General features: G+C 64.8%; 7 protein-coding genes, 1 tRNA gene and 2 pseudogenes. 2 read left to right on the top strand and 8 right to left on the bottom strand.

Annotated elements, in window-relative coordinates:
* Positions 1-202: pseudogene (locus CLG96_RS18840) on the top strand (calcium-binding protein); the annotation flags it as partial.
* 177 nt (positions 203-379) lie between these two features.
* Here the strand turns inward: CLG96_RS18840 and CLG96_RS15635 are convergent.
* Both CLG96_RS15635 and CLG96_RS15630 read right to left on the bottom strand, forming a co-directional pair.
* Positions 380-1,273, bottom strand: a complete 894-nt coding sequence (locus tag CLG96_RS15635) for a glycosyltransferase family 2 protein (protein WP_107969245.1) — start codon at positions 1,271-1,273, stop codon at positions 380-382.
* Positions 1,266-2,747 (bottom strand): lipopolysaccharide biosynthesis protein, encoded by a 1,482-nt coding sequence (locus CLG96_RS15630; protein ID WP_165799675.1) that lies wholly within the window; start codon positions 2,745-2,747, stop codon positions 1,266-1,268. Before CLG96_RS15630 ends, CLG96_RS15635 begins: the two co-directional genes overlap by 8 nt.
* Positions 2,748-3,168: 421 nt before the next feature.
* On the opposite strand from CLG96_RS15630, the gene CLG96_RS18520 reads away from it, so the two are divergent.
* Positions 3,169-3,420, top strand: a complete 252-nt coding sequence (locus tag CLG96_RS18520) for a hypothetical protein (RefSeq protein ID WP_133175410.1) — start codon at positions 3,169-3,171, stop codon at positions 3,418-3,420.
* Here the strand turns inward: CLG96_RS18520 and CLG96_RS19460 are convergent.
* From CLG96_RS19460 to CLG96_RS15605, 6 genes and pseudogenes are all read right to left on the bottom strand, one after another.
* Positions 3,395-3,493, bottom strand: a pseudogene (locus CLG96_RS19460) (transposase); the annotation flags it as partial. The gene CLG96_RS18520 and the pseudogene CLG96_RS19460 sit on opposite strands and share 26 nt — an antisense overlap.
* Complete coding sequence (locus CLG96_RS15625) at positions 3,465-5,072, bottom strand: sensor histidine kinase (RefSeq protein ID WP_107969241.1); 1,608 nt, start codon at positions 5,070-5,072, stop codon at positions 3,465-3,467. The pseudogene CLG96_RS19460 and the gene CLG96_RS15625, both read right to left, overlap by 29 nt.
* Positions 5,069-5,791, bottom strand: a complete 723-nt coding sequence (locus CLG96_RS15620; RefSeq protein WP_107969239.1) for a response regulator transcription factor — start codon at positions 5,789-5,791, stop codon at positions 5,069-5,071. The genes CLG96_RS15625 and CLG96_RS15620 overlap by 4 nt, the downstream gene beginning before the upstream one ends.
* Positions 5,788-7,383, bottom strand: a complete 1,596-nt coding sequence (locus CLG96_RS15615; RefSeq protein WP_107969237.1) for a DUF4153 domain-containing protein — start codon at positions 7,381-7,383, stop codon at positions 5,788-5,790. The genes CLG96_RS15620 and CLG96_RS15615 overlap by 4 nt, the downstream gene beginning before the upstream one ends.
* A gap of 318 nt (positions 7,384-7,701) precedes the next feature.
* A tRNA-Pro gene (locus tag CLG96_RS15610) sits at positions 7,702-7,778 on the bottom strand.
* Between the two features lie 49 nt (positions 7,779-7,827).
* Positions 7,828-11,166 carry an error-prone DNA polymerase gene (locus tag CLG96_RS15605; RefSeq protein WP_107969283.1) on the bottom strand — a complete coding sequence of 1,113 codons (3,339 nt, stop codon included), beginning with the start codon at positions 11,164-11,166 and terminating at the stop codon, positions 7,828-7,830.

Here is an 11,166-nt window from a genome sequence, read left to right as displayed (position 1 = left end):
CGCCAACAGCACGGCGTCCGGCAACCAGGCGTTCAGCTTCATCGGCTCGTCGGCCTTCAGCGCTGCCGGGCAGGTCCGCTTCGATACCGCCACGCCGGGCGTGACCGGCATCTTCGCCGACATCAATGGCGACAAGGTCGCCGACCTGCATATCCAGATCGACACCTCCGTCACGCTCAGCGCAGCGAGCTTCGTCCTGTGACAAAACGGGAGGCTTAGCCTCCCGTTAACCTTCCCACGGCATGGATGCGGCAGCCGGTCAACAATGGATCCGCTGCATCAGCGCGACTTTGTTTCCATGTGCCGAGCCTACCCGCGCACAGGTCTCGTCAGTTATTAATTGCTCGAACCGAATATCTGTACGCGACAGCTTGCAACTTCATTCGCGCGCGGACGCAGCCTTGCTGATCTGCAGACGGACGCGTTCGACGGAGCGCGTCCAGTTCGCCAGCACGCAATAGCCTACCACACCGATCCGCTTGCCGACTGTGAGCTGCGGATCGCGGACGGTCAGCGCGTGCCAGATCGCACGCCGTGGCGGGATGGCAAAGCGAATGGCGAAGCGCATGCACGACACCCAATCCGGTTCGCGGTCGCGCGAACCCCCGACGCTTCGTCTGATCTTGCGAAATATCTCGTCGTTGGACGATCGCGCAGGATGTTCGACAACGGCGTCGTCGACATAGACTAGTCGATACCCCGCCGCCGCGACCCGCACGCCGAAATCTTTGTCGCCACTCGATTTCAGCTGGGCGTTGAATTCTCCGATTTGCTCGATCACCTTCCGGCGGGTGATCATGTTCGCCGTCACCGCGAAGTTTCCGGTCTCGATGTACATCTTCTGCGGAAAGGCCGTCACGATGTCGAACAATTCCGCCATCGCCGGTCGGCCCTGCGTGCTCTGCACGACCGACACACGACCACCGACCAGTCCGATCCCGGGGTCGGCCACCAGAGCGCGCACACCGTTCGTCAGCCAGTCTCGGTGGGGCCTGCAATCCGCGTCGGTGAAGGCGAGGACTTCGCCGCGAGAGCGCCGGATCGCATAGTTTCGCGCCTGATAAGAGCCAGGCGTGGGCTCCCAAAGGAAGTTGACATTGGGGAAGCGCCTGGCGATCGCCTCAAGCGAGAATATTTCGCCGTTGTCGACCACGATCGTCTCGAATTTTCCCGGATAGCTCTGCTGCGCGAGCGCCTCCAGACACCCTTCGAGAAGCCCGGCATCGTTGTAAACGGGGATGATTACCGAGAGGTTGGGTGCGGACTCAGCCATAGGACGACCTCTTGCGCATTTGCATCATGCTGAAGCCGGACACTGCGACGCTCCATGCTTGCGCCAGGCACGACCGTCCTGTCCTCGTTACCGATAGTGTCAGCACCATCGTGGCATAGGACGCTGTGAGCAGTTCCATGAGAAACAGGAGCCCCGTATCAGGGCGGGATCGCTGCAACAGGTGAACCACGACTAAGCAGCACCCGGCCACGAGGGCGAAGGGGCTAATCGCCCCGACAAGGTTGCGAAGGCTCACCGGGCCCCGGCGGGTCGCCCACCAGAACAGCAGAGGCGTGCTCAAAAACGCGCAGAAGGCATAGGCTTTCGCCACCCCTAAGGCGCCCCACGGCAATCCTGCCACGAACGCGAGACAAATGAACATGCTGTTGGCGACGCCGGCCAGCATCAGGTCGCGGCTCCGGCCTTGGCTGATGTACAGCCATCCCATCGGGTTGCCGGCAAGCTGAAGAAGCGTGGCGACGCTTAGCCAGGCGCAGATCGGCGCGGCGTCAATCCAATCCGGACCGAGGAGGAGGAGTATAACGCCCTTCGAATTGCCTGCGATGAAGCTCATGAGCGGCACCGTGACCAGCAAGCCCATCTGCAGCGTCGACAGGAATGCGTTGCGGTAGCGCTCCTCCTGATCGCGGGTTCGCGACAGCACGGGCGTGATGATGCGGTTCAGCGGTGCATTGATAAGCAGCAGCGGAAGCGTGACGATCCGGTACGCCCGGTCATAGAGGCCGAGCGAGACTTCGCCGCTGAACTTGCCGATCAGCACATTGTCCAGATTGCGTGACGCATAGTTGCACAGGCTGAACGCGGTCATGTTGCCGCCAAACCCGATTAGATCGCGAATCTGGCTGACCGGGGCCAGCCGGCCCGGCGTCCACCCGCTCAGCAACCAGGCGAGCACGAAGGTCATGGCGATCGTGACGAAGCCTCGCAGCCATATCGCCCAGTAGCTGTGATATGCGGCGGCAACTGCGATCGCGACGATGAAACCCACGAACGCCGCGGTGACGTCGATAAACGCCATGCGGCCATAGTGCATGTTGCGATTGAGGAGCGCCAGATGCTGCACTGCTAGCGCGCCCAGCAGGACAAGGCCGCCCGAGGCCATTGTAAGCCCCTCGACGCGCGGCTCATGGTAGAAGGTTGCGACCAGGGGGGCTCCTGCGCAGAGCAGCAGCGCGAGCGCAAGGCCGATCGCGGCGTTGATCCAGAACAGCGAGCTGAGCTCTCGATGCGAGATCGTCTCTCGCTGGATCACGGCGGACGTAAGTCCGCCCTCCTGCAGCATGGTCACGAAGAAGACGATCGGGAATACCATCGCCGTTAGGCCAAAGTCCGCAGGCGAAAGAAGGCGAGCAAGGATGACTATGAACGCGGCTTGAAGGGCAGCATTCGCCGCCTGAGCTGCGCCGATAGCAAGCCCCCCTTTGACAGCGACCTTGCGGAGATTGAGCTGCAATCTGGCTGCCTTCCTGCTGTAGAGTGAAATAACGCGAAGCGCATTCGAAGGCTTTTTGTTATGCGGGCCCTAATTTAGATGTTGGATTGCCGGATAAGGTGCTTAGAAACTACCTACAGGGATTTGCATCGTAGAACGCAGCAGAGCTTTTTTGTGTGTGCAATCCAGTCGCCTGAAACTGAAGTTCGCTTCATCATAGGATCTGGCTCCCGGCCGGTTGGGAGCGGAGCCATGGCCACTGCAATCGCGCGGCCTATGGCGCCATTGGTGCGCGGCAGCTCCTGAAGGGTCGTGTCGAAGGCCTGCTGGACGAGGCGCCGCCGGGGAGGCCGCGGACGATCGATGATGATCAGCTAGCCGCTGTGATTGGAGCACCGATCGGCTGGGCCGACTATTGCCGGCGTCACCCGGAGGGGCCTCGATGCTGACGCTCGCCGAGCTGCGCCGGGTCAATCTCGCGATCAACCACGACACGCGCTATCGCACCGACATCAGCCTCTATGGCCAGCTCGATCATTGCGCGAATGAGACCGGCGGGTTCAGGGCCTTCGAGGAGAGGCTGAACTATAGCGACGAGGCGATCCGCCGGACATGGCCATCCCACTTCAAGTCCTGGTCGGAACACGGCCATTCGCGCGTAATCCGCAGAGGCTCTCCAGCACAGCATCGGTGATCATCGAGATCAGATCCGGCGATATGTCGATGCCGTACAGCGCCTCAAGGTGCCCCCGGATCTCGCGGAGCGATTCCCGAGCCAACAGCCGCTCTCGGGAGCTTGAGCTCGAACGTCGCTCCCGCTTCCGACGGCAGCAATGCGATCTCGGCCCGGCTGGCTTCGAGCAGTGCGTGGGTGATCGCGAGGCCAAGCCCGGTCCCGCCGTTCTGGCGCTTGCTGGTGAAGAAGGGCTCGAAGATGCGCTGACGATCGGCAGGGGGAATGCCGGGGCCGTCGTCGGCGAGCTGGAGCATGACATGATCGCTGGCCTCGCGAGCATGGATATACAGGCGTTTCGCCCCGGCTTGACGGCCATTCTCGATGAGGCTGGCAAGTACCGCCTCGATCGTGCTGCGGGGGAGAGCGACAGGGGGCAGGTCGTCCCGCAGATCGATGTCGATCACGAAATCGCGGGTGCGTAGTCCATCGGCTATCCGAGCGATCGGTGTCGCCAAGGGAGTGGACGCTGCCGGATCGGGTCGCGCCATGTCGGCACGCGCGAGCTCGAGCAGGCGCGTCACGAGTTGAGCCAGCCTTTCGGCATCGGCGGCGGCATTGGCGAGAAAAAACTGCCGCTCCTCCTCCTGCATGGTCGCATGATGATCCTGGAGCAACTCGATCGCGCCGCGAATGGCGGCGAGTGGCGTCTTGAACTCGTGGCTCACCGCATGGGCGAAGTCGCGGAGATAGCGCGAGCGGATGTCGATCACACGCGCCATCTCGCCGAAATCGGCGTAGAGCGCCTGGATCTCGATCGCGGCCGTGGGCGGTGCCTCGGGAACGGTGCCGCGTCCGAGGGCGACTTCGCGGGTGGCCGCGCTGAGGATCTCGATCGGCCGTGCGATGCCGCGCGAAAGCAAGCCGCTCAGCATCACCAGCGTCGCAAGTATCAGGATCACGCCCAGCGCGATCTTGCCCCGATCTTCATAGATGCCACGGAACAGCGCACGCGCCGAGCGGGATAGCAGCAGAACGCCGACAACGCGGCCGCCGATGACGATCGGGCGGGCATGATGGACGCGGATCGCGGCGGCGCGGCTCAGCCATTCGAAACGGTAGACCTGACGATAATTGCCGTTGCGGCGAAGCACCGTCTCGATCCGCCCGGCCAGCGCGGCGCGTACTTCGGGAATGCTCGCATAGCTGCGGCCTGCATGGCTGCCGGTCAGGATGCGGCCACTGCCGTCCAGCAGCAGGATCGACGCGAGCGTCGTCTGGCGGGTGCGTGCCAGGATCGGGCCGAGGCGCCGTGCGGCTGTGGCGGCCTCGGGCGACGCGGCGCCGGATGCTGCGATCGGCGATGCGCGCTCGGGAAGGATCGGGGTGGTGTTTAGATCGATCCGCAGCGGTTCGGGGCGTACATCCTCGGGCCAGGGCGAGGGGGCATGCGGAACGCCGGGCCAGAGTGCCTGCGCGCTGGCGGCCAGCGCCGCGCCCTGTGCGACCAGCTCCGCCTCGGTTTGGCGCACGAGGGTATTTTCATAAACGCGCAGGAACACCGCGCCGACGCCCGGCAGCGCCGCGACGAACAGCAGGGTGGCGAGCAATATCGTGCGCAGGCGGAGGCGTGGCCAGCGGCGCTTGGCGAATGCCTTTATGCGCGCGATCATCCGTCGTCGCCAGCGCAGGAACCCAGCCTGTAGCCGATGCCCGCGCGGGTCTCGATCACGTCGGTTCCGCCGATCCGGCCGAATTTGGCGCGCAGGTTCCTGACATGGCTGTCGACCGTGCGATCGGTGATGGCGAAGCCGGGGCCGTGCAGCCGATCTATGATCGCATCGCGGCTGAACACCTTCGACGGCATCGCAGCCAGCATGTTCAGAATGCCGAATTCGGTGACGGTGAGTTCGACCTGCATGCCTGCCCATTCGGCGCGCCAGCTCTCATGGTCGAGGCTCAGCTTGCCATAGCGCAAGGGGGCTGTTGCCCTTTCCACCGCCGGGGCGCGCGCTGCCGTGCGGCGCAGGATCGCCATGACGCGCGCGACGACCTCGCGCGGACTGAAGGGCTTCACCACATAGTCGTCCGCGCCGAGTTCGATGCCCAGAACCCGATCGATCTCGTCGTCGCGCGAGGAGAGGAAGAGGATCGGTAGGTCGCCTGCCGCCCGCAATCGACGGCAGACTTCCAGCCCGTCCATGCGCGGCATGTTGATGTCGAGGATGACGAGATCTGGCGCATGGGTCGTCACCACTGCCAGTGCCGCCTGGCCATCCTCGGCCTCGATCGCCTCGAGCCCGGCCTTGCGAAGTGCGAAGACGAGGAGCTGGCGGATGTGGGGATCATCATCGACGACAAGGATGGCGCGGGGCATGGGACATAGGATCATCGTTCGACCTTTCGCGTCAACGCCGGTGGGGCGGGCGCGGCAGGAACGGAGGGCGCAGCGTTTGTTGCCGGCGGCGGTGGAGGGATAATCCGCCCGTCGCATTCACGCCCGTAGCTCGCCGGGAGGGAGCGCGACGGGTGCCCGCCTAGCATCGCCCGTGCCGCGCCGAGCCGGCGGGCGCTGCGCCACGTCCATCGATGCCAGTCGGCCTGGTCGGCTTCGGCCTGCCTCAGCAGTTGCTCGCGCACCCAGATTAGCCGGTCCCGGAAGTGCTGCTCCTGCACCCGTCCTTCCAGCCAGACCAGCGATACTAGCGCGGACGGACCCAGCCGGCGCAGATAGCAGAGGTCGAGCGCGGCGCCCGATCCACCGGCCTCGCGGGCGTGGCGCACGTTCCAGGCGGCGGAGATCGTGCCCAGATCGACGATGCTGGCGAGCGCGAGCAGGAGGGCGGCGGCAAGGGCATTGGCGTTGATCAGCCAGGCCGCGCTCGATCCCTTCAGCATCCGTACGCAGATCAGCACGAGGCCGATGGCGACCAGCAGCATCCAGGCGAGCGCCGAGATCCGGAGGATGGTGAGCGAATAGGCGCCGATATAGTCGAGCGTGCGCAGGATGCTCGACGCTACGAGCAGGATATTCTGCGCCACCCACAGCACGACCAGCCGGCGTAGCAGCGGCAGCTGTGCCGTCTCCGATCCGGGGCGCAGCGTGACGAGCACGAACAGCCCGGCCAGGAGGGCGGTGGCGATCAGCGAATAGGCGCCGCGATGCGCATAGTCGGCGAGCGTCACGCCCTCCGGCAGAGGCGCGCCGCTCCACAGGAACAGGAGATCGAGCCCGTTCTGCACGGCGAAGATGAGATTGAAGACGATCAGTGAGAGCGTGATCGACGCGACCGGAACGGTCGGCAGCAGCATGTCCGGGTCGATCCTGCCGCCCTTGATCCGGGTCGCGAACCGGCGCGGCCGCAGTACGGCCCAGACGCTGATCAGGGCGAATATCCAGAACAGGATGCGCAGCAGCGGATATTCGCCCAGGGAGGGCAGCCGGATGGCGGAGAGCGCATTGCCGATCAGCGGATTGGCACTGGCGAACAGCGCGATGAAGACGCCGCCTCCAAGGAGCGGCAAGGCGAGCATGGCTGATACAGATCGGAGCTCGAAATGAGCCGCCGCGCGTCGAACCCGGGAAAGACGCGACAGGTCATTGATCGGGCCGATAACGCTGGCAAAGGCGTGCATAATGAGACGCAACGTCCATCGCCAGGCATCATCGAAGCGCCTGCGCGGCAGCAGCGCCGCAAGCGCGAGCGCGATCCAGAACAGGCTCCAGCCGAGCAGGCTCGGATCGTCGACGAGTATGAGCGCGAAGACGCACGCTGCGGCCAGCGCCACGCGCGCCTGTCCATTCCGGCGGACGGCCGGCGCCGTGACCGGCAGCGTGGCGGCCCATAGCAGGGCGAAGAGGCCGATCGTCCACCCCCATGGATGATCGAAGAACAGCAGGTCCGCGATGATGACGAGCGCGGCGGCGATGACGATCTTGATGAGAAAGCCGAATTTGGCCCGGTTGCGGCGCGCGGAGGGCATGCATGTCTCCCACTGGATGGAGGGACATTGATGCTGTGGACCGATGCAGCCGATGCGGTGTCAATGATGATGAGGCAGTGAAGCGGCCGTGCAGAAGCTGTGCAGGGCGCGTCAGCGCATGCTGACTCGCTATTCTCTCACCTCAAGGGGACTCTCGGCACGCGGGATCGACCGGATGAGGCAGCCATATGTTCGAGTTGATCGATACCGTTAAGGCCAAGTCAGCCGTGCCCGATGGCATGGCTCGATCCGTGAGTGCTATGATAACTGCTACAGCAGAGCATCGGAAAACCGCAGAAATCAGCTATTTTGCGGTGATGGTCGGGGAGACAGGATTCGAACCTGCGACCCTCTGCTCCCAAAGCAGATGCGCTACCAGGCTGCGCTACTCCCCGACGTATCTTCGCCCTATGGTCCGGGCGCGCGCGCGTCAATGGCGGGGGTTCAATGGAAATCGCGCGAGCCAGGCAGGATGCGGACATTGCGCGGATGGCCGGACGGGCGCGCGGCGGCGGATTCGCCGGTGCGCGGGGGTGCCATATGGGCGCTCGACAGCCGGCCGAGCTCATGCGTCCGGTCGCTCACCCGGCTCGCCATCAGATGGACGATGCCCTCCGGGCTTTTCTGCACCTGTCCCTCGACCAGCATCAGCCGCGCCGCCATCACCGCGCGGCGATGGCGCTCGAAATCGCGTGCCCAGAGCAGGATGTTGGTGACGCCGGTCTCATCCTCCAGCGTCACGAATATGGCATTGCCCTTGCCCGGCCGCTGGCGGACGAGCACGACGCCCGCCACCTTCACCCGCCGCCCGTCCTTCGCGGCACCGACCTCGGCGCAGCTCATCACCCGCTCGGCGGCGAAGATCGGGCGCAAAAACTGCATCGGATGGCCCTTCAGCGAAAGGCGCGCCGTCTGATAATCCGCCACCACATGTTCGGACAGCGGCATTTCCGGAAGTACCGCATCCGCTTCCTCGCCCAGCTCGCGCGCGCTGGCGGCAGCGAAGAGGGGCAGCTCGGCGCCGGGCGTGCGCCGCACCTCCCATAGCGCCTGGCGGCGATCGAGCCCGATCGATCGGATCGCGTCCGCATCGGCCAGCAGGTTGAGCGCGCGCGGGGGCAGGGCGGCCGCGCGGGCGAGCGCCTCGATCGAGGCGAAGCCGTCCCCGCGCGCCGCCACCATCGCATCCGCCCATTCCACGCGAAATCCGTCGATCTGCCGGAAGCCCAGCCGCAGCGCGATCTTGCCCGAAGCATCGCGTTCGAGGCTGTTGTCCCACCCGCTATGGTTCATATCGATGCCCAGCACTTCCACGCCATGCGCGCGCGCGTCGCGCACGATCTGGGCGGGCGCGTAAAATCCCATGGGCTGCGAATTGAGCAGCGCCGCCGCAAAGGCCGCCGGATGGAAGCATTTGATATAGGCCGAAACATAGACCAGCCGCGCGAAGGACAAAGCATGGCTTTCGGGAAAGCCATAGCTGCCGAACCCCTTGATCTGCTCGAAACAGCGCCGGGCGAAGTCGGGATCATAGCCGCGCCGCACCATGCCATCGATCATCTTCTTTTCGAACTGCGGCATGGTGCCGACATTGCGGAACGTGGCCATGGCGCGGCGAAATCGGTTGGCATCGGCATCGCTGAACTCGGCGGCGATGATGACGAGCTGCATCGCCTGTTCTTGGAAAAGCGGCACGCCCAGCGTCTTTTTCAGCACCTGTTTCAGCTCATCTTGCGGATATTCCGGTCCGGGGGAGGGATAGTCCGGCTCCTCCAGCCCCTGCCGCCGGCGCAGATAGGGATGCACCATGTCGCCCTCGATCGGGCCGGGGCGGACGATCGCCACCTGAATGACGAGATCGTAAAATTCCTCGGGCTTGAGGCGCGGCAACATGTTCATCTGCGCGCGGCTTTCCACCTGGAACACGCCGATACTGTCGCCCGTCTGGAGCATCGCATAGACTTGCGGCCTTTCCGGCGGGACGGTCTCCAGCCCGTAGCGCGTGCCGCCGCATCCGGCGATCAGGTCGAATGCCTTGCGGATGCAGCTCAGCATGCCGAGCGCCAATATGTCGACCTTCATCAGGCCGAGCGCGTCGATATCGTCCTTGTCCCATTCGATGAAGGTGCGGTCCGGCATGGCGGCATTGTGGATCGGCACGGTCTCGTCGAGCCGGTCCTCGCTCAGTACGAAGCCGCCGACATGCTGGGAAAGATGGCGGGGGAATTGCAGCAGCCGCCCCACCAGATCATTGAGCCGCGCGATTTCCGGATTGTCCGGGTCGAACCCCGTCTCGCGGAAACGCTGCTCGTCCATGCCGGACGCATAGCTGCCCCAGACGGTGCTGGTGAGCCGCGTGGTGACATCCTCGGTCAGGCCCAGCGCCTTGCCTATTTCGCGCACCGCGCTTCGCGGCCGGTAATGGATCACGGTCGCCGCGATGCCGGCGCGGTCGCGGCCATAGCGGCGGTAGATATATTGCATCACCTCCTCGCGCCGCTCATGCTCGAAATCGACGTCGATATCGGGCGGCTCCTTGCGCTCGGTGGAGACGAAGCGGGAGAAGAGCAGGTCGAACTTCGCCGGATCGACCGATGTGATGCCCAGCACATAGCAGACGGCCGAATTGGCCGCCGATCCGCGCCCCTGGCACAGGATCGGCGGCTCCTGCGATTTCGCAAATTTGACGATGTCGTAGACGGTCAGGAAATAGCAGGCATAGTTGCGCTCGCCGATGAGCTTCAGCTCCTTGTGGAGCAGCCGCCGCACCTTGGCCGGAATCCCGTCGGGATAGACTTCACGCGCCTTGCGCCAGGTAAGATGGGTCAGCCATCCCTGCGGCGTCCAGCAGGCGGGCACCGGCTCATGCGGATATTCATAGGTGAGATGCTTAAGGTCGAATATGACGCGCCCGAGCAACTCCGTCGTGGCAGTGATCGCCCGCGGCGCATCGCGGAACAGTCGCGCCATCTCGGCCGGATCTTTCAGATGCCGCTCGCCATTGCTCTCGAGCAGCAGGCCGGCATCATGGATCGTCACCTTTTCGCGGATGCAGGTCAGCACATCCTGCAACGGCCGGTCCCCGGGCTCGGCATGGAGCACGTCATTGACCGCGATCAGCGGCACCCGCGCCGCATCCGCGATCTTCGCCAGCCGCGCCAGCCGGCGGCGGTCCGCGCCCCGGCGATGCATCGCGGCGGCGAGCCACACGCGCCCCGGCGCCGCCTCATTGAGATAAGCGAGCGAGGCCGCCAGGATCGGCCTGCTCTCCTCCTTCCGCTCCGTTCCCACCAGCCTCAGTTTCGGCTTCGCAGGGAAGGGGGCCCAGCCCTCCTCGGGAGGGCGATTGAGGTCGTCGGGCGGGATCAGGATCAGCAGCAGATCGTCGATATGTTCGATCAGGTCCGCGAAATGGAGGATGCATTCGCCCTTTTCCGCGCGCAGATTGCCGCGCGTCAGCAGGCGGCACAGCCGGCCCCAGCCGAAGCGGGTGGCGGGATAGGCGATGATGTCCGGCGTCCCGTCCGCAAAGGCCAGCCGCGCGCCGACGATCAGCTTGAAATCGAGCTCAAGTCCGTGCGTGGCCTTCAGATCCGCGCGCAAGTCCCTCAGCGCCGTCCAGGCGCGCACGACGCCGGCCACCGTGTTGCGATCGGCGATGCCGATTCCCTTATGCCCCAGCGCTGCCGCCCGTACGACAAGGTCGCGGGCATGCGACGCCCCGCGCAGGAAGGAGAAGTTGGTGGCGGTCGCCAGCTCGGCATAGTCCGGCGCGTCTGTCAT

This window comes from Sphingomonas oleivorans, assembly GCF_003050615.1.
GTDB classification, from domain to species: Bacteria; Pseudomonadota; Alphaproteobacteria; order Sphingomonadales; family Sphingomonadaceae; genus Sphingomonas_H; species Sphingomonas_H oleivorans.
This window is presented reverse-complemented; position numbering and strand designations above follow the sequence as displayed.